Source organism: Pseudomonas sp. D4002 (assembly GCF_013385665.1).
GTDB lineage: Bacteria > Pseudomonadota > Gammaproteobacteria > Pseudomonadales > Pseudomonadaceae > Aquipseudomonas.
On sequence record NZ_JACAPN010000015.1, the window covers coordinates 317,801 to 335,095 of the forward strand.

Consider the following 17,295-nt stretch of genomic DNA (forward strand, 5'->3'; position numbering starts at 1 on the left):
CTGCCCATGAGCGACGCCCATAACGCCTTGATCACCGAGTTCTACAGTGCCTTCCAGCGCCTGGATGCCGAGGCCATGAGCGCCTGCTACAGCGACGACGTGGTGTTCAGCGACCCGGCATTCGGTGAACTGCGTGGCCGTGATGCCGGCGACATGTGGCGCATGCTGACCACCCGGGCCAAGGACTTTTCCCTGACCTTCGACAGTGTGCGCAGCGATGAAATCACCGGCAGCGCCCATTGGGTGGCGACCTACCTGTTCAGCGCGACGGGCAACACCGTGGTCAACGATATCCGGGCGCGCTTTGTGTTTCGCGACGGCAAGATCTGCGAGCACCACGACCACTTCGACCTGTGGCGCTGGTCACGGCAGGCGTTGGGCACCAAAGGCCTGTTGCTGGGCTGGACGCCGCTGGTGAAAAACGCCGTGCGGGCCCAGGCGCTGAAAGGGTTGAAGGCGTTCCAGGCCAGTCGTTGATAAGATTGGCGTTCCTTTGGTTTGCCGAATTGATCCGTGACGACTCCTTCTGAAGCCAAACCGTGGTTTGTCTACCTGGTGCGCGCCGCCAATGGCTCGCTCTATTGCGGCATCAGCAATGACCCGGTGCGCCGCTTTGCCATGCACCAGAGTGGCAAGGGCGCACGGTTTTTCCTCTCAAGCCCCGCCGTGGCGCTGGTGTACACCGAGGCATGCATCAGCAAGGCCGAGGCGCTGCGCCAGGAACGGCTGATCAAGAAACTCAAGAAAAGCGCCAAGGAGTGCCTGGCGGCGATCGGCCCATCAGTTTGACTGATAGGTTCCCATGCGCGCCTTTGCCGGGTTTGCAGGCTAAGCTGGACGCTCACTCATTGAGCGGAGCCTGGCATGACTGAGTTGATCCTCCACCACTACCCGCAATCCCCGTTTGCCGAAAAAGCCCGCCTGTTGCTGGGCTTCAAGGGCTTGTCCTGGCGTTCGGTGCACATCTCGCCGGTGATGCCCAAGCCTGACTTGACGGCCCTCACCGGTGGTTATCGCAAGACCCCGGTGTTGCAGGTGGGCGCCGATATCTACTGCGACACCGCACTGATCGCCCGCCGCCTGGAGCAGGAAAAGTCCGTGCCGGCGCTGTTTCCCCAAGGCCTGGAACTGGTCAGCCAAAGCTTCGCCGCCTGGGCTGATTCGACGGTGTTCTCCCATGCCGTGAGCCTGGTGTTCCAGCCGGAATCCCTGGCGGTCAAGTTCGCCAAAGTGCCGCCGGAAATGCTCCAGGTGCTGGTGGCCGACCGCAGCAAATTGTTCAGTGGCGGCACGGCCACCCGTGTGCAACTGGATCAGGCCAAGCATCAATGGCCGGTGATCATCGGTCGTATCAATCAGCAGTTGCAGCACCAGCAGGGCGACTTCCTGTTCGGCGAGCCGTCGATTGCCGACTTCGCCCTGGCGCACCCGTTGTGGTTCCTCATGGGATCGTCGGTCACCTCGCCGCTGGTGGAAACCTATCCTGCGGTGGCCGCCTGGCTCGCCCGGGTGTTGGGTTTCGGGCATGGCACGTCGAGCCAGATGAGTGCCGAGCAAGCCCTGGAAGTCGCGCGCAATGCCACGCCGGCCAACCTGCCGGAAGAAATCTTCGAAGACCCGAACGGCTTCAAGCCCGGCCAGCAAGTGACCATCAGCGCCACCGACTACGGCACCGATCCGGTGGCCGGGGAGTTGCTGTTTGCCGGCCGCGAAGAGCTGATTCTGCGGCGCACCGATGACCGCGCCGGCACCGTGCATGTGCACGTTCCGCGCTTCGGATTTCGGATCCAACCGGCGTGACTGAAATTATTTTCAAATCGGTGTGAGGTAAACCTGTCGGCCATCCGTGTAGTGCTTGAAACTGCGATTAATTCGCATTAACAGCGTTTTTTACACACGGGTTCTCAAGCATGAAGTCCAGGGCAACGTCGGCGGGTTCGGTTAAACATTGGCTGGGAGCCTCGGTATTGGCAGTTTCGGGGCTGGCGCTGTTGCCCCTGGGCGTGGCGCAGGCGGCCGAGGCGCAGCAGCAGAGCACGCTGTTCAACTTTGCCCTGGCCGCCAAGCCGCTGCCCCAGGCCTTGAGCGACTTCACCCGGGTGACCGGCATCAGCGTGGTCTACACCGACGAAGCGCCGTACGCCATCAAGGCCCCGGCCATCACCGGGCAGATGAGTGCGGCCCAGGCCATGCAACGCCTGCTGGGTAATTCCGGCTTCACCTTCCGCCAGATCGACGCCCGCACCCTGGCCCTGGAACCGCTGCCCACCGACGGCGCGCTGAACCTCGGCGCCACCACCATCAACGGTGCCGCCCTGGCCTCGGATACCACCAGCTATCAACCGCCGCCTACAAGTTCGGTGATGCGTTCCCACGGCCTGCTGCTGGAAACCCCACAGACTGTCAACGTTGTACCGGCCCAGGTGATGCGCGATCAACAGCCGCGCAACCTCGACGATGCCCTGACCAACATCAGTGGCATCACCCAGGCCAACACCTTGGGCAGCACCCAGGACGCGGTGATGCTGCGGGGTTTTGGTGACAACCGAAACGGTTCGATCATGCAGGACGGTATGCCGCTGGTGCAGGGCCGCGCGCTGAATTCCACCGCCGAGCGCGTCGAAGTGCTCAAGGGCCCGTCGTCGTTGCTGTATGGCATCCAGGATCCGGGCGGCGTGGTCAATATCGTCAGCAAGAAACCCGAGCTGATCCAATCCACCTCGCTGACCGTGCGCGGCTCGACCTTTGGCGACGGCAAGAACGGCAGCGGCGGCAACCTCGACACCACAGGGCCCATCGGTGACAGCGGGTTGGCGTACCGCTTGATCGTCGATCACGAAGACGAAGATTACTGGCGCAACTACGGCACTCACCGCGAGAGCCTGATCGCACCGTCGCTGGCCTGGTACGGCGACAACACCAAGCTGTTGTTTGCCTATGAGCACCGGGAGTTTCTCTCGCCGTTCGACCGGGGCACCGCCATCGACCCCAAGACCAACCACCCGCTCAACATCCCGTCGACTCGCCGCCTGGACGAGCCCTTCAACAACATGGAAGGCCGCTCCGACCTGTACCGCTTCGAGGCCGACCACGATTTGAATGACGACTGGAAAGCCCACTTCGGCTACAGCTGGAACCGCGAGACCTACGACGCCAGCCAGGTGCGTGTGGTCAAGGTCAACGCCAATGGCACCCTGACCCGCAGCATGGACGGCACCCAGGGCGCACTGACCACCGACCGCTTCGCCACCGCCAGCCTTGAAGGCAAGGTCAACGTCGCGGGCATGCAGCATGACCTGACCTTCGGCCTGGATGACGAGTACCGCAAGATCTACCGGGCCGACCTGATCCGCCAGGCGCCCCGTGGCACGTTCAACTACAACGATCCGGTCTATGGCAATGAAGTGGCGGGCACCACCGTCAGCGCGCCGGACAGCAACCAGACGGACCTGCTGCGCAGCGACTCGCTGTTCCTGCAGGATGCGATCCACCTCACTGACCAGTGGATCCTGGTGGGCGGCGCGCGTTATCAGATGTACGACCAATACGCCGGCAAGGGTGTCCCGTTCACCGCCAACACCGACGGCAATGGCCAGAAGTGGGTGCCACGCGCGGGCCTGGTGTACCGCTACACCGACGAGCTGTCGTTCTATGGCAGCTACACAGAGTCGTTCAAGCCCAATTCCACCATCGCACCGCTGGCGAACAAAAGTGTGCTGGATGGCAGCCTTGAGCCGGAGCAGTCGAAGTCCTGGGAGTTGGGTACCAAACTCGACATTCCGGGTCGTATCACTGCCAGCGCCGCTCTGTTCAACATCGAGAAGCGCAACGTGCTGGTGCAGGTCGGCGATGGCCTGACCTCGGTCTACAGCGTCGCCGGCAAAGTGCGCTCCCGAGGCCTGGAACTGGATGCCAGCGGCCAACTGACGGATAAGTGGAGCGTGATCGGCAGCTATGCCTACACCGATGCAGAGGTTACCGAAGACCCGGAATACAAAGGTAATCGCCTGCAAAACGTGGCGAAGAACACTGGCTCGCTGTCGGCGGTGTATGACTTCGGCAGCATTCTCGGTGGCGACCAACTGCGGGTCGGCGCCGGGGCACGTTATGTCGGCGAGCGTGCAGGGGACGCGGCCAACAGCTTCGAACTGCCGAGCTACACCGTGGCCGATGCGTTCGCCACCTATGACACTAAAATCGAGGGGCAGAAGGTCAAGTTCCAGCTCAACGTGAAGAACCTGTTTGACCGTACCTATTACACCTCGGCCGTGAACACCCAGTTCGTGTCCATCGGCGATGCGCGGCAGGTGTCGGTGTCCAGCACCCTGACGTTCTAAATTCGGCTACACCGTATGGCGCGGTAGCCGGCTGCCTCGCCATACGGTTGTCGAGCTGCTAGCGTGGCCGCCATTAATGACTTTGCGGGAACACGATAGCGATGCAGTTGGGACGATGGATACACACCGGCGGGCTGCTGCTGGGCTTGAGCTTGTTGCTGGGCGGTTGCGCCACGGCGCCGAAAATTTCCACCAGCGCCAGCCTCGACCAGTTGCTGGCCGACCCGGCACTGCACGGCGCCAGCGTGTCGCTGATGGTGCGCGATGCCCGCAGTGGCAACACGCTCTACCAGCACAACCCGCGTACGCGGCTGAGCCCGGCTTCGAGCCTCAAGCTGTTGACCACTGCGGCGGCGATGGATGTGCTGGGGCCGCAGTATCGGTTTTCCACGCAACTGTTGAGCGACGGCATCCGCCAGGGCGCGGTGCTTGACGGCAACCTCTACCTGCGCGGCCTGGGCGACCCGACGATCCAGTGGGCGGATTACCAGGCGCTGGCGGCCAACCTGGCGCAGCAGGGCATCCGGCAGGTGCGGGGCGACCTGGTGTTCGACGACACGTTCTTCGACGCCGAGCGCCTGGGCACCGACTGGTCCCAGGACGATGAAAGCACCTACTACGGCGCGCAGATTTCGGCGCTGACGGTATCGCCCAATGACGACTTTGATGCGGGCTCGCTGCTGGTCACGGCCAGGGCGCCGGTCGTGGCAGGGCGCCCGGTGACGGTGGAGATCAGCCCGGCTACCGATTACGTGCAGCTCAGCAACCGTGCGGTCAGCGGCGCAGGCAACAGCTATGGAATCAATCGCCAGCACGGCACCAACCTGTTGCGCCTCAGTGGCGCGTTGGCGCCGGGCAGGCAGAGCCCGCAACTGGTCAGTGTGTGGGAGCCGACGCAACTGGTGGCCAACCTGTTTGAACAGGCCTTGGCGCAGCAGGGGATTGTCGTGCAGGGGCGTCGGATGATCGGGGGTGTGACGCCGACCACGGCGACGGTGCTCGCGCTGCATGAGTCGGCGCCGTTGCAGGAACTGATCACGCCGTTGCTCAAGCTTTCCAATAACAACATGTCTGAAGCCTTGCTCAAGAGCATGGGGCGCAAGACCGTGAATGCCGGTACGGCGCCTGCCGGTGTGGCGGCGGTGGCCGGGTTCCTCAAGCGTCAGGGGATTGATACGGCGACGTTGAACCAGGTGGACGGTTCAGGGTTGTCCAGGCGTAACCTGGTGTCGTCGCAGAACCTCACGGATGTGCTGCTGGCCGCCAGCAAACAGCCCTGGTTCAACGCCTGGTACAACGCGTTGCCGGTTGCCGGTAATCCGCAGCGACTGGTGGGCGGCAGCCTGCGTTACCGCCTGCGGGGCACCGCTGCGGAAAACAACCTGCACGGCAAGACCGGCTCCATGAGTGGCGTGTCGTCGTTGACTGGGTATGTCACCGATGCCAATGGGCGCAAGCTGGTGTTTTCGATGGTGACCAACAATTACGTGGTCGCAGGCGCGCGGGTCAAGGCGCTGGAAAACCGCCTGGCCACGGCACTGGCCAACAGCACGGACTATTGAGCACCGAAGATCAAAGGTGGGAGCGGGCTTGCTCGCGAATGCGCTGGTTCAGTCAGTACATGTGTTGACTGTCACACCGCTTTCGCGAGCAAGCCCGCTCCCACATTGGACCTGTGCCGTCAGGCAGATTGCATTTCAAGGCAGGAACGCCTGCCGGTATTCACCAGGGGTTGCGCCCATCGCCTGGCGGAACCGGTTGGTAAAGTGGCTCGCGCTGGAAAATCCGCACGCCAGGGCAATCTCGCCCAGCGGCAACGACCCACCCCGCAACAACTCCCGGGCGCGGGCCAGGCGCCGCGCCAGCAGATATTGATGGGGCGGCAGTCCAAAACTCTCGCGAAACATCCGCGCAAAGTGGTACTCCGACAACGCACACAAGCCTGCCAACTGCCCCAGGCTGATCGGCTCCGCCAGTTGCTGGTCGATGTGCTCCACCAGTTGCCGGCGCTGGTGGGCGGCCAGCCCGCCTTTCAAACGCAAACCCTCGCGCATCCCCACCTGGCTGAGCAAGGTATGGCTGAGCATTTCATGGGCCAGGCTGCTGGTCAGCAGGCGTTCGCCGGGCTCTTTCCAGTTCAGGCTGATCAACTGGTGAAAACGCCGGGCCTGCCGCGCATCGTCGAGGAAGGTGCTCTCGCGCAGTTGCAACTCGCGGGGTTCGCGGTCCAGCAAGGTGACGCAGCCCAGGGCGAATTGCTCGGGGCTGAAATACACGTGGGCCAGGCGGATTTCGCCGTTGATCACCCAGGCCGATTGATGCTCGGCCGGCAGGATGCACAGCTTGTCCGGGCCGCCCTTGGTGCCGGGCTGGTCGCGGCGAAAGGTGCCGGTGCCGCCGCCGATGTAGCAGGACAAGGTGTGGTGGTCGGGGGCTTCGTAATCCTGGGCGTCGTGATGGTTGCTCCACAAGGCTGCAGACAAGCCGTCACCGAGCTCGGCGCACAGCTCGAGGCGAGCGTTGGGCGAGCGGTTGAGGGATTGAAAGACTTGCAGGGTTTCCAGTGGCGGCATATTCGTACTCTCTGACGGCTTGCATCCTACTCCCCGCGGCGGCGGCTGTGATCCCGGCAGCCGACAAAAGCGCAAGAATGTGCAAGAGACCTGGTGCCGCCAGGGGCGAAACTGTGGCTCAACCCTCGGAGCCCGCCATGAACCTTTTCCTGTATTTACTCACCGTATTGATCTGGGGCACCACCTGGATTGCCCTCAAGTGGCAACTGGGCGTGGTGGCGATTCCGGTGTCCATCGTCTATCGCTTTGGCCTCGCGGCGCTGGTGCTGTTCGTGATGCTGCTGCTCAGCCGCAAGCTGCAGGTGATGAACCGGCGCGGGCATCTGATCTGCCTGGCCCAGGGCCTGTGCCTGTTTTGCGTCAACTTCATGTGCTTCCTGACCGCCAGCCAGTGGATTCCCAGCGGCCTGGTGGCGGTGGTGTTCTCGACGGCCACCTTGTGGAACGCGCTGAACGCCCGGGTGTTCTTCGGGCAGAAGGTCGCACGCAATGTGTTGATGGGCGGCGGCCTTGGCTTGCTGGGCCTGGGGCTGTTGTTCTGGCCGGAACTGGTGGGGCACACCGCCAGCCCGCAAACCTTGCTCGGCCTGGGTTTGGCATTGCTCGGCACCATGTGTTTCTCGGCGGGCAATATGCTGTCGAGCCTGCAGCAGAAGGCGGGCCTCAAGCCACTGACCACCAATGCCTGGGGCATGGCCTATGGTGCGTCGATGCTGGCGATGTACTGCGCGGTGCAGGGCATTCCGTTCGACATGGAATGGAACAGCCGGTACATCGGTTCGCTGCTGTACCTGGTGATCCCGGGTTCGGTGATTGGCTTTACCGCCTACCTGACCCTGGTCGGGCGCATGGGGCCGGAGCGGGCGGCGTATTGCACCGTGCTGTTCCCGGTGGTGGCGTTGAACGTCTCGGCGTTTGCCGAGGGCTATCAGTGGACGGCGCCGGCGTTGGCGGGGTTGGTGCTGGTGATGCTGGGGAATGTGTTGGTGTTTCGCAAGCCCAAGGCTGGCGCGCCGATCAATCCAATCTACAAGGCGAAGCAGGTTTAGTGTGGGGGCTCGACAGCTCCCACATTTGATCTCCTTTACCTGAGAATCACCGTTCATTACTTCAGGCCCAGGCGCTTGGCCATTCGTCCCAGGTTGGCCCGGTCCAGGCCCAGCTCGCGGGCGGCACTGGCCCAGTTGTGCTGGTGGCGTTCCAGGCAGGCGCTGATGACCTGGCGCTGGTAGTTCTCGGTGGCCAGGCGCAGGTCGCCGGTGACGTCCGGCACGGGGTCGGGCTGCGCTTCGAGCGGTGGCGCGGTGGCGTTCGGCAAGTCCAGATCCGCCGCGCTGAGGCTGAGAATCTTCGGGCGCTCCCGGCAGTTACCCAGGGCTTTCAAGGCGCTGCGGCCGATCAAGTGTTCCAGTTCGCGCACATTCCCCGGCCAGGTATAAGCCAGCAGTGCCGCCTGGGCATCGCTGGTCAGGCGCAGGCTGCCCAGGCCCATGCGTGAGCGGTTCTGTTCAAGGAAAAAGCCCGCCAGCAACAGCACATCGCGACCGCGCTCACGCAGCGCCGGGACTTGCAGCGGGTACACACTCAAACGGTGATAAAAGTCGGCACGATAGCGGCCGCTGCGTACTTCTTCGGCCAGATCCCGGTTAGTGGCGGCGATCAGGCGCACATCCACCTGGTGCTCCTTGTCAGACCCCAGGCGCTGCAACTGGCCACTTTGCAGCACCCGCAGCAGCTTGGCCTGCACGGTGAGGGACAACTCGCCCACTTCATCAAGAAACAGCGTGCCGCCATTCGCCAGCTCGAACTTGCCCCGGCGTTCGTTGAGCGCGCCGGTAAACGCCCCGCGCACGTGGCCGAACAGTTCGCTTTCCACCAGGGTTTCCGGCAGGGCGGCGCAGTTGAGGCTGATCAGCGGTTTCTCGGCGCGGTTTGATGCAGCATGGATCGCCTGGGCCACCAGCTCCTTGCCCACGCCGGTCTCGCCGGTGATCAATACCGTCAGGTCACTGCCACCCACTAGGTTGATTTCTTCCACCAGGCGTTTGTGGCTCTTGCTCTGGCCGATCATTTCCTTGTGCTGCTGGCCGCTGGCCTGGCGGTAGATTTCGGCGCGCTGGTGTTCGTCTTCGGCGCGCAGGGCCAGGCGTTCAATGCGTTCAGCGACATTGACGGTGGCGGCGGCGAGACTGGCGAAGGCTTGCAGGGCGTCCAGTTCCACCCGTTCGAAGCGCTCGGTATCCAGGGCGTCGAGGGTCAGCAGGCCCCAGGGCCGGTCGTCGACAAACAGCGGGCAGCCCATGCAGTCGTGGACTTCCAGATGCCCGTGCAGGCCATCCACCAGGCCGTCATAGGGGTCGGGCAGTTCGCTGTCGCTGTCAAAGCGGGTAGGGCCGGGGCTGCTGAGCAGCACGGCGAAACGCGGATGTTCGCTGACCTTGAAGCGCCGGCCGAGGGTGTCGGTACTCAAGCCATCCACCGCCAGCGGCACCAGCCATTCGCCGTCGAGGCGCAGCAGGGCGGCCGCGTCGCAGGGTAGCAGGGCGCGCATGGCCTGGAGCAGACGCCGGTAACGCTCGCCTTCGGGCAACTCGCGGGACAGGTCGGCGACCAGGGGCAGCAGGGTGGTGAGCAGCGGCTTCGCAGTCATAATGACTCCTTGTAGTCATAGTGACTATATAGCGTAGGAAGTCATACTGACTACATTAATATTAAGTATTTGATTTATAAGGATTTATTAGTTGGCATGAATACTGAGTAGTAAAGGGTATTCAGTAAGAAGACTCAGGAGTCTGCCATGCTTAGTGCCCAAGACCGTGCCATCGTCAAATCCACCGTGCCCCTGCTGGAAAGTGGCGGCGAAGCCCTGATCACCCATTTCTACCGGATGATGCTGTCCGAATACCCAGAAGTACGCCCGCTGTTCAACCAGGCCCACCAGGCCAGCGGCGACCAGCCCCGGGCCTTGGCCAACGGCGTGCTGATGTACGCCCGGCATATCGACCAACTCGACCAGTTGGGCGATCTGGTGGCAAAGATCATCAACAAGCACGTGGCCCTGCAGATCCTGCCGGAGCATTACCCGATTGTCGGTACCTGCCTGCTGCGGGCAATTTCCGAAGTGCTGGGCAGCGAAATCGCCACCCCTGAAGTGATGAGTGCCTGGGGCGCCGCCTATGGCCAATTGGCCGACATCCTGATCGGTGCCGAGGCGGCTATCTATAAAGAGAAGGAACAAGCACCGGGCGGCTGGCGTGGCGCGCGGCCGTTCACCTTGGTCAAGCGTGTGGAGGAGAGCGCGGAAATTGTCTCGTTTTACTTCGCGCCTGTGGATAACGGCCCGATCCTGGCCGCCGAGCCTGGGCAGTACATCGGCATGAAGCTGGTGCTGGAGGGCGAGGAAGTGCGCCGCAACTATTCCCTGTCGGCGCGTGGCGATTCGGGCCAGTACCGCATCAGCGTCAAGCGCGAAGCCGGTGGGCGGGTGTCGAACTACCTGCATGACCAGTTCCAGGTGGGTGCGACCATCGATCTGTTCCCGCCTTCGGGGGAGTTCACCCTGGCGGCCAGCGACAAGCCATTGGTGCTGATCAGCGGCGGCGTGGGCATCACGCCAACATTGCCGATGCTCGAAGCGGCGCTGGCCACCGAGCGTCCGGTTCACTTTATCCACTGCGCGCGTAATGGCGGCGTGCATGCGTTCCGCGAATGGGTGGACGGCCTGGCGGCGCAGCATCCACAGCTCAAGCGCTTCTATTGCTACGCCGAGGATGATGGCGTGAGCCCGGCGGCGGACAAGGTCGGGATGCTGAGCCAGGAGCAACTGGCGGCGTGGCTGCCGCAGGAGCGCGATGTGGATGCGTACTTCCTGGGGCCTAAAGGCTTCATGGCGGCGATCAAGCGTCACTTGAAGGCCCTGGGTGTGCCGGAAGCGCAGAGCCGGTATGAGTTCTTTGGGCCGGCGTCGGCTCTGGAATAACTTACTCGGTCAAAAATGTGGGAGCGGCGGTGCGACGATTCGACTTGCTCGCGAAGGCGGTGTATCAGGCACACATTCAGTGACTGACACTCCGCTTTCGCGAGCAAGCCCGCTCCCACATTTTGATCTCCATTTTCCCTGATTAATCTCCTGTTAATGCCTCCTGTTTAAACCTCCACACGCCAACTGCTCAACTTTCACCGTCCGCGTGTAAACTTGCGGCCATTGGCACAACCATCATTGGCTAAAGGGAAACGGGGATGATCGACGAATTGCGTTTGGGCAGGGAGCGACGCTTTCTGGTACTGCTGGGCATCATCTGCCTGGCGCTGATCGGTGGGGCGCTGTACATGCAGGTGGTGCTGGGCGAGGCCCCTTGCCCGCTGTGCATCCTGCAACGTTATGCCTTGCTGCTGATCGCGATCTTCGCCTTCATCGGTGCCGCCATGCGCACCACCCGCAGTGTCACGGTGTTTGAAGCACTGGTGACCCTCAGCGCCCTGGGGGGCGTCGCCGCTGCCGGCTATCACGTGTACATCCAGTTCTTTCCGAAGGTCAGCTGCGGCATCGACGTGCTGCAACCGATTGTCGATGGCTTGCCGCTGGCCTCGGTATTTCCCCTGGGGTTCCAGGTCGACGGCTTCTGCGAGACGCCGTACCCGCCCGTGCTCGGCCTGTCCCTGGCCCAGTGGGCGCTGGTGGCCTTTGTGCTGACGGTGATCCTGGTGCCACTGGGCATTTACCGTAATCGCCAGGGCAACGCCTAAGCGGTTACAACTCAACGCCCCGGCCTTCCTCTAAAGAAGGCTGGGGCGTTTTTGTTTGTAGGCATTTGTGAAGAGGCCGTGACGCGGGGCAAGTTTGGGTGTGCGCAGCGTGCGACATGTTGTCACACGGAAGCTGTCGCAGGACGTTTCTGACGCTCGTAAACGCGCCATAAATTTGCATGAAGCGGCGTTTTATGGCTGTCAGTTCGTCGTCTGGCCGACGCCGCGAGTGGCGTGCGGTCGGCGACATTGCCCGATGTCCGAATGCCTTGTTTTTAGGGGACTTGGATCCGTTTTCGATGCCCTTACAGGCTGTAAGGGATGTGGCAGATTGCCCAATAACACGGCATTTTTTGTGGTTTTTGTAGAGAATCAAACGCGATACGATCGCGGACCTTTGCAATAATGGTGAAGGATTATTGCTGGAAACGATAAAAATTATTTCTGGATAAGACATGGTTTATACATCGCTAGCTAACTACAATCGCCCGCACTGAATGTCCGGTGCTGCTCACCCCTGAGCAAACTAGGGCGGTCGAGAAGCGGATGTAACGTTTCATGCGACCCCAGGTGCCGGCAGCCTTTCAACTATCCGCACCAAATGGAATTGGTCTGTAACAAGGCCTTTGACCAACGAATTCGAATAAGAACTCACCGCTAGCCCGGGACGTGTCGATTCGCGCAAGGTGCGACGGGCAGGCCCTTATTCAATCGAAGAGAAATGCCAACCCTTGGCAGGGTGAAGTGTTGGCGATCAAAACCCAACTGCATTGCGCAAGCTGCTTTAGAGGTCGTGAGATGAGTAAAAACAGGTACCCCCGATTACTAGGCTTTTTGCCGCTGCTTGGCATGATGTTAATGCTGGGAGGCTGCAAGTGGACCTTGCTCGACCCTAAAGGTCAGGTCGGTCTGGATCAACGCAACCTGATCATCACCGCCACCCTGCTGATGCTGTTGGTCGTGGTGCCCGTGATCATCATGACGTTCGCGTTCGCCTGGAAATACCGCGCGTCGAACACCAGCGCCACCTATGCGCCGAAGTGGTCGCACTCCACCAAGATTGAAATCGCGGTGTGGCTGGTGCCGATCCTCATCATCATCGCCCTGGGTTACATCACCTATAAGTCGACCCATGAGCTGGACCCGTACCGTCCGCTGGACTCCGACGTCAAGCCGATCAACATCGAAGTGGTCGCGCTGGACTGGAAGTGGCTGTTCATCTACCCGGACCTGGGTATCGCCACTGTGAACCAGATCCGGTTCCCGGAGAACACCCCGCTTAATTTCCGGATCACCTCCGACGCCGTGATGAACTCGTTCTTCATCCCTGCACTGGGTGGCCAGATCTACGCGATGGCAGGCATGCAGACCCGTCTGCACCTGATCGCGAACGAGAAAGCTGAAATGGAAGGCATCTCCGCCAACTACAGCGGTGCTGGCTTCACCGGCATGAAATTCAAAGCGATCTCGACGAGCCAGGAAGATTTCAACGCCTGGGTAGCCGAAGTCAAGGCCGCACCTAAACAGCTTGATCAAGCTGAATACGACGCCCTTGCCAAACCAAGCCAGAACAACCCAGTCGCCCTGTACTCCACGTACGAGCCGGACCTGTTTCAGAAAATCGTCGACAAGTACGAAGGTATGAAGCCAGGCAAGCCGATCGAGCACGAGAAGAAAGAAGTGGCCGCGGTTGAAGGTTCTGACACGGGCTCGCATTCAACTGCTGGGGCAGAGGAGTAAACGATGTTTGGTAAATTAAGTTGGGATGCGGTCCCGTTCCACGAGCCGATCGTGATGGTGACCATCGCCATGATCGCGCTGGGTGGTCTGGCACTGTTTGCAGGTATCACTTACTTCAAGAAGTGGACCTACCTGTGGACCGAGTGGCTGACTTCGGTCGACCACAAGAAAATCGGCGTCATGTACGTCATCGTTGCCATGGTCATGCTGCTGCGTGGTTTTGCCGACGCCATCATGATGCGTACCCAGTTGGCCATGGCCACCGAGGGTTCGCCTGGCTACCTGCCTCCTGAACACTATGACCAGATCTTCACCGCCCACGGTGTGATCATGATCATCTTCATGGCGATGCCTTTCTTCACCGGCCTGATGAACCTTGCCTTGCCGCTGCAGATCGGTGCGCGTGACGTTGCGTTCCCGTTCCTGAACTCCCTGAGCTTCTGGCTGCTGGTATCCGGCGTAGTGCTGATCAACCTGTCCCTGGGCGTCGGCGAATTCGCCAAGACCGGTTGGGTTGCGTATCCGCCATTGTCGGGCCTGGCCTACAGTCCGGGCGTGGGTGTGGATTACTACATCTGGGCGCTACAGTTATCAGGACTCGGGACGACACTGACGGGGGTCAACTTCCTGGCCACCGTCTTGAAAATGCGCGCCCCGGGCATGAAGCTGATGGACATGCCGATCTTCACCTGGACCTGCACCTGGGCCAACGTACTGATCGTTGCATCGTTCCCGATCCTGGCTGCAACCATGGCGTTGCTGTCGCTTGACCGTTACCTGGATTTCCACATTTTCACCAATGAACTTGGTGGCAATCCAATGATGTACGTGAACCTGTTCTGGGCATGGGGTCACCCTGAGGTGTACATCCTGATCCTGCCAGCGTTCGGTATCTTCTCTGAAGTGATCTCGACCTTCTCGGGCAAGCGCCTGTTCGGTCACCACTCGATGATCTACGCCTCGGGCGCGATCTCGGTACTGGGCTTCATGGTTTGGCTGCACCACTTCTTCACCATGGGTTCGGGGGCCAGCGTCAACGCGTTCTTCGGACTGGCGACGATGCTGATTTCCATCCCGACGGGGGTGAAGCTATTTAACTGGCTATTCACCATCTATCACGGTCGTCTGCGTATCACCAGCCAGGTTCTGTGGACCCTGGGCTTCATGGTGACCTTCGCGATCGGCGGCATGACCGGCGTACTGCTGGCTATCCCGGGTGCTGACTTCGTACTGCACAACAGCCTGTTCGTAATTGCTCACTTCCATAACGTGATCATCGGCGGCGCAGTATTCGGCTACATCGCAGGTTTCAGCTTCTACTTCCCGAAAGCGTTCGGCTTCAAGCTGCACGAAGGCTGGGGCAAGGCTGCATTCTGGTTCTGGATCTCGGGCTTCTTCGTCGCGTTCATGCCGCTCTACGCTCTGGGCTTCATGGGCATGACCCGTCGTCTGAACGCCACGACCAACCCTGAGTGGGTACCGTACCTGTACGTTGCCATGGTGGGTGCACTGATGATCGCTGTGGGTATCGCCTGCCAGCTGATCCAGCTGTATGTCAGCGTGCGTGATCGCAAGCAGAACATGTGCGAATCCGGCGACCCATGGAATGCACACACCCTGGAATGGTCGACTTCGTCGCCACCGCCGTTCTACAACTTTGCCGTACTGCCGAAGGCTGACAGCATCGATCCGTTCACCGAAGCCAAGGAAGACGGTACTGCGTACCAGAAGCCTGCGCGTTACGAACCGATCCACATGCCTAACAACACCGCTACCGGCGTTGTGATGGGCGCGCTGTTGACCGTGTTCGGTTTCGCGATGATCTGGCACATCTGGTGGCTGGCCATCGTGAGCCTGGTGGGCACCATCGGCTACTTCATCGTTCACGCTGCCCGTGATGACCAAGGCTACATGGTGCCGGTCGACGTGATCGAACGCATCGAAGCCGAGCAACACGCTCGCCTGGTTGCCGAGAAGAAGATCCCGGCCAACCGTGTTGAAACCTCGTTGGAACAGGCTTAAACCATGTCGAACTTAGTGACCAATGCTGGACACGCCCATGTCGATGACCATGGGCACGATGACCATCACCACGACTCGGGGCCAATGACCGTATTCGGTTTCTGGCTCTACCTGATGACCGACTGCATCTTGTTTGCGTCGATCTTCGCGGTGTACGCGGTACTGGTAAACAACGTAGCGGGTGGCCCGTCGGGCCACGACATCTTCGAACTGCCTTACGTGCTCGGCGAAACCGCCTTGCTGTTGTTCAGCTCGATCACCTACGGCTTCGCCATGCTGGCCTTCTACAAGGGCAGCAAGAAAGGCGTCCTGAGCTGGTTGGCACTGACCTTCCTGTTCGGCCTGGGCTTCATCGGCATGGAGGTCAACGAGTTCCACCTGCTGATCTCCGAAGGTTACGGCCCGCACCGTAGCGGCTTCCTGTCGGCGTTCTTCACGCTGGTAGGCACCCACGGTCTGCACGTGACTGCCGGTCTGATCTGGATGGCGACCATGATGTATCAGGTCAACAAACATGGCCTGACCAACACCAACAAGACTCGCCTGAGCTGCCTGAGCCTGTTCTGGCACTTCCTGGACGTGGTCTGGATCTGCGTCTTCACCGTTGTCTACCTGATGGGGACTCTGTAATGGCTAATGCACATTCCCATGACAGCCATGATGACAGCCACGGCAGCGTCAAGTCGTACGCCATTGGCTTCATCCTGTCGGTCATCCTGACGCTGATCCCGTTCGGCCTGGTGATGTACCCAACCTTGCCGAAGTCGATCACCTTGATGATCGTCCTGGCGTTCGCGGTGATCCAGGTCCTGGTTCACCTGGTGTACTTCCTGCACCTGGACCGCTCGAAGGCTCAGCGCGATAACGTGATTGCGTTCGTGTTCGCAGGTTTGGTGATCCTCCTGCTGGTTGGCCTGTCGGTATGGATCATGTTCAGCATCCATACGTTCATGATGGCGAAGTGAGGTAAGACCCGATGTCGCTTAAGCACTTTATCCAAATCACCAAACCGGGGATCATTTTCGGTAACGTGCTTTCTGTGGCAGGCGGTTTCTTCCTGGCCTCCAAGGGGCATGTCGATCTGGCCATTTTCCTGGCTGCGATGATCGGCACGTCCCTGGTGGTAGCTTCCGGTTGTGTATTCAACAACTGCATCGACCGCGATATCGACATCAAGATGGAACGCACCAAGAATCGTGTGCTGGTCCAGGGCCTTATCTCCCTGAAACTGGCACTGATCTTCGCGACCATCCTGGGTATCGCCGGCGTGGTGTTGCTGTACAAGGTGGCCAACCCGCTGGCGGCGCTGTTTGCCGTGATCGGCTTCGTCATCTACGTCGGCTTCTACAGCCTGTACCTCAAGCGCAAGTCGGTTCACGGCACGCTGGTGGGCAGTCTGTCGGGGGCGATGCCGCCGGTGATTGGTTATGTGGCTGTGACCAATAGCTTCGACATGGCCGCGTTGGTGCTACTGGTGATGTTCAGCCTGTGGCAGATGCCGCACTCCTATGCCATCGCGATCTTCCGCTTCAACGACTACCTGGCTGCCTCGATTCCGGTTCTTCCGGTCAAGCGTGGCATCAAGGTCGCCAAGAAACACATCCTGCTCTACATCCTGGCCTTCCTCGTGGCGACCTTGATGTTGACCTTCAGTGGCTACGCCGGCATGAGCTACCTCGCCGTTGCCGCCGCCATGGGCATGTACTGGTTGTACATGGCCTGGACCGGCTACAAGGCGGTGGATGACACCGTCTGGGCACGCAAGCTGTTCGTCTTCTCGATCTTCACCATCACCGCCTTGAGCGTGATGATGTCCCTGGATTTCCAGGTGCCGAAAGAGTTGCTGCTGACGTACGCTCACTGAGTGATCGAGCAGT

General features: G+C 60.7%; 15 protein-coding genes. 13 read left to right on the plus strand and 2 right to left on the minus strand.

Annotation, left to right across the window (positions count from 1 at the left end; genetic code table 11):
• Positions 1 to 6 precede the first annotated feature (6 nt).
• From HX824_RS09355 to dacB, 5 genes are all read left to right on the plus strand, one after another.
• A complete protein-coding gene (locus HX824_RS09355; RefSeq protein WP_008435632.1) occupies positions 7 to 477 on the plus strand; it encodes a nuclear transport factor 2 family protein in 471 nt (156 codons plus the stop codon).
• Between the two features lie 36 nt (positions 478 to 513).
• On the plus strand, positions 514 to 789 hold the full coding sequence (locus HX824_RS09360) for a GIY-YIG nuclease family protein (RefSeq protein WP_003216354.1): 276 nt from the start codon (positions 514 to 516) through the stop codon (positions 787 to 789).
• Between the two features lie 75 nt (positions 790 to 864).
• Positions 865 to 1,800, plus strand: a complete 936-nt coding sequence (locus HX824_RS09365; RefSeq protein ID WP_003216356.1) for a glutathione S-transferase family protein — start codon at positions 865 to 867, stop codon at positions 1,798 to 1,800.
• A 110-nt stretch (positions 1,801 to 1,910) separates the two neighbouring features.
• On the plus strand, positions 1,911 to 4,337 hold the full coding sequence (locus HX824_RS09370) for a TonB-dependent receptor (protein ID WP_177054458.1): 2,427 nt from the start codon (positions 1,911 to 1,913) through the stop codon (positions 4,335 to 4,337).
• A 101-nt stretch (positions 4,338 to 4,438) separates the two neighbouring features.
• The gene (gene dacB / locus HX824_RS09375; protein WP_177054459.1) at positions 4,439 to 5,899 is read left to right on the plus strand and encodes a D-alanyl-D-alanine carboxypeptidase/D-alanyl-D-alanine-endopeptidase; all 1,461 of its coding nucleotides are present in this window, start codon (positions 4,439 to 4,441) and stop codon (positions 5,897 to 5,899) included.
• A 135-nt stretch (positions 5,900 to 6,034) separates the two neighbouring features.
• Here dacB and HX824_RS09380 read toward each other — a convergent pair whose 3' ends face one another.
• Entirely contained in the window at positions 6,035 to 6,910 is an 876-nt protein-coding gene (locus HX824_RS09380) for a helix-turn-helix domain-containing protein (RefSeq protein ID WP_177008766.1), read from the minus strand.
• Between the two features lie 137 nt (positions 6,911 to 7,047).
• On the opposite strand from HX824_RS09380, the gene HX824_RS09385 reads away from it, so the two are divergent.
• Positions 7,048 to 7,959, plus strand: a complete 912-nt coding sequence (locus HX824_RS09385; RefSeq protein ID WP_008435625.1) for a DMT family transporter — start codon at positions 7,048 to 7,050, stop codon at positions 7,957 to 7,959.
• A 56-nt stretch (positions 7,960 to 8,015) separates the two neighbouring features.
• Here the strand turns inward: HX824_RS09385 and norR are convergent, their stop codons facing one another.
• Positions 8,016 to 9,560, minus strand: coding sequence for a nitric oxide reductase transcriptional regulator NorR (gene norR / locus HX824_RS09390; RefSeq protein ID WP_087692812.1), 1,545 nt, complete (start codon positions 9,558 to 9,560; stop codon positions 8,016 to 8,018).
• A 147-nt stretch (positions 9,561 to 9,707) separates the two neighbouring features.
• Here norR and hmpA point away from each other — a divergent pair, with 147 nt between their 5' ends.
• From hmpA to cyoE, 7 genes are all read left to right on the plus strand, one after another.
• Positions 9,708 to 10,889, plus strand: coding sequence for an NO-inducible flavohemoprotein (gene hmpA, locus HX824_RS09395; protein ID WP_177040291.1), 1,182 nt, complete (start codon positions 9,708 to 9,710; stop codon positions 10,887 to 10,889).
• 260 nt (positions 10,890 to 11,149) lie between these two features.
• Positions 11,150 to 11,656, plus strand: a complete 507-nt coding sequence (locus HX824_RS09400) for a disulfide bond formation protein B (protein WP_003216367.1) — start codon at positions 11,150 to 11,152, stop codon at positions 11,654 to 11,656.
• A gap of 798 nt (positions 11,657 to 12,454) precedes the next feature.
• Entirely contained in the window at positions 12,455 to 13,396 is a 942-nt protein-coding gene (gene cyoA, locus HX824_RS09405; RefSeq protein ID WP_008435619.1) for a ubiquinol oxidase subunit II, read from the plus strand.
• A 3-nt stretch (positions 13,397 to 13,399) separates the two neighbouring features.
• Entirely contained in the window at positions 13,400 to 15,418 is a 2,019-nt protein-coding gene (gene cyoB / locus HX824_RS09410; RefSeq protein ID WP_003216371.1) for a cytochrome o ubiquinol oxidase subunit I, read from the plus strand.
• Positions 15,419 to 15,421: 3 nt separating this feature from the next.
• Entirely contained in the window at positions 15,422 to 16,048 is a 627-nt protein-coding gene (locus HX824_RS09415; RefSeq protein WP_008435616.1) for a cytochrome o ubiquinol oxidase subunit III, read from the plus strand.
• Positions 16,048 to 16,383: a cytochrome o ubiquinol oxidase subunit IV gene (cyoD, locus tag HX824_RS09420; RefSeq protein WP_003216374.1), complete on the plus strand. Its 336-nt coding sequence runs from the start codon at positions 16,048 to 16,050 to the stop codon at positions 16,381 to 16,383. The genes HX824_RS09415 and cyoD overlap by 1 nt, the downstream gene beginning before the upstream one ends.
• Before the next feature lie 11 nt (positions 16,384 to 16,394).
• Positions 16,395 to 17,282 (plus strand): heme o synthase, encoded by an 888-nt coding sequence (gene cyoE / locus HX824_RS09425; RefSeq protein ID WP_003216376.1) that lies wholly within the window; start codon positions 16,395 to 16,397, stop codon positions 17,280 to 17,282.
• The last annotated feature ends 13 nt before the right edge of the window (positions 17,283 to 17,295 follow it).

Coding starts and splice junctions, on each gene's coding strand:
- HX824_RS09370 (WP_177054458.1), top strand. CDS start 1,911: ATGAAGTCCAGGGCAACGTCGGCGGGTTCGGTTAAACATTGGCTGGGA.
- hmpA (WP_177040291.1), top strand. CDS start 9,708: ATGCTTAGTGCCCAAGACCGTGCCATCGTCAAATCCACCGTGCCCCTG.
- HX824_RS09385 (WP_008435625.1), top strand. CDS start 7,048: ATGAACCTTTTCCTGTATTTACTCACCGTATTGATCTGGGGCACCACC.
- HX824_RS09400 (WP_003216367.1), top strand. CDS start 11,150: ATGATCGACGAATTGCGTTTGGGCAGGGAGCGACGCTTTCTGGTACTG.
- HX824_RS09365 (WP_003216356.1), top strand. CDS start 865: ATGACTGAGTTGATCCTCCACCACTACCCGCAATCCCCGTTTGCCGAA.
- HX824_RS09355 (WP_008435632.1), top strand. CDS start 7: ATGAGCGACGCCCATAACGCCTTGATCACCGAGTTCTACAGTGCCTTC.
- cyoE (WP_003216376.1), top strand. CDS start 16,395: ATGTCGCTTAAGCACTTTATCCAAATCACCAAACCGGGGATCATTTTC.
- cyoA (WP_008435619.1), top strand. CDS start 12,455: ATGAGTAAAAACAGGTACCCCCGATTACTAGGCTTTTTGCCGCTGCTT.
- cyoD (WP_003216374.1), top strand. CDS start 16,048: ATGGCTAATGCACATTCCCATGACAGCCATGATGACAGCCACGGCAGC.
- dacB (WP_177054459.1), top strand. CDS start 4,439: ATGCAGTTGGGACGATGGATACACACCGGCGGGCTGCTGCTGGGCTTG.
- HX824_RS09415 (WP_008435616.1), top strand. CDS start 15,422: ATGTCGAACTTAGTGACCAATGCTGGACACGCCCATGTCGATGACCAT.
- HX824_RS09380 (WP_177008766.1), bottom strand. CDS start 6,910: ATGCCGCCACTGGAAACCCTGCAAGTCTTTCAATCCCTCAACCGCTCG.
- norR (WP_087692812.1), bottom strand. CDS start 9,560: ATGACTGCGAAGCCGCTGCTCACCACCCTGCTGCCCCTGGTCGCCGAC.
- cyoB (WP_003216371.1), top strand. CDS start 13,400: ATGTTTGGTAAATTAAGTTGGGATGCGGTCCCGTTCCACGAGCCGATC.